Consider the following 990-nt stretch of genomic DNA (forward strand, 5'->3'; position numbering starts at 1 on the left):
TAAATAACAAAACATAAACTACCCATAAGGAAGAAACATGAAACTGAAGAAATCCCTCCAAACACTTTCTACGGCTGTTGCATTTTCATTGCTTGGCGCTTGTGCTTCTCAAGCCCCTGCACCTGAAGCACCTAAAGCGAAGTTACCTTCATGGGTGCTAATGCCTATCATTGAAAACGGTATCGCTGACACACAATGCGTAAGCGCAACCACTGATATGAACGTATTGAAAAACAAAGCAACGGCTTTAGCTCGCGCAGAACTAGCCAAGCAGATTGAAGTAAAAGTTAAAGCCATGGATAAGACCTACCAGCGTCTAACCGATACAGCTGAAGGCTCAACCACCGGCGGTACTTTTGAGTCGGTTTCCAAGCAGCTAGCAAACAAAACCTTATCTGGTAGCCGCGTCACCAAAATTGACTATGTAGACTTCCCGGACGACACACAAAAGCTATGCGTCATGGTGACTATGTCTCCAGAACTCACCGAATCTTTGTTTAAAGACTTGCTTCAAGGTTCTGGCAAAAGCATCTCTCCTAAAAACGAAGCTGTTTTATATGAGCGTTTCTTAGCCAAGAAAGCAGCCGATGAAATGGAAGCTGAGTTTAGCGCTGAAAACTAATCACGGCGCTTATCACCTTTGCCAGGGCGGGTACAAGCTCGCTCCTGGCTCTTCCTAAATCGTATTGAAGCCTTAAACAAATAAAAGGATAACGTTATGAAAAAGGGCGGCTTTAAGTTACTCAATTTAGCGGTTTTGCTAGCACTTCCAATAAGTAACCTTTCTGCTAGTGACCCTTTTAATGAAATGAACGAAGCTTTTGGTGACATCGACAAAGCTTTCGAGCAAAGTGCACCCCCTAGTAAAAAACCGGAAATGTCCGAGTTTGAGAAATTCAAACTTCAAGAAACAAACGCCTTCGATAGCTATAAGAAAAAGCTGATGGAAGAGTTTGCAGAGTTTAAGAAAATATCCCAGAAAGAAACACA

General features: G+C 42.7%; 2 protein-coding genes. Both read left to right on the forward strand.

Annotated features, from left to right (window positions below; all coding sequences use genetic code 11):
- Positions 1-37 precede the first annotated feature (37 nt).
- A complete protein-coding gene (locus A3761_RS23785; protein WP_068553799.1) occupies positions 38-622 on the forward strand; it encodes an LPP20 family lipoprotein in 585 nt (194 codons plus the stop codon).
- 96 nt (positions 623-718) lie between these two features.
- On the forward strand, positions 719-990 hold a 272-nt coding region (locus A3761_RS23790; protein ID WP_156492076.1), incomplete at its 3' end, for a hypothetical protein.

The organism is Oleiphilus sp. HI0123 (genome assembly GCF_001635315.1).

Coding starts and splice junctions, on each gene's coding strand:
- A3761_RS23785 (WP_068553799.1), top strand. CDS start 38: ATGAAACTGAAGAAATCCCTCCAAACACTTTCTACGGCTGTTGCATTT.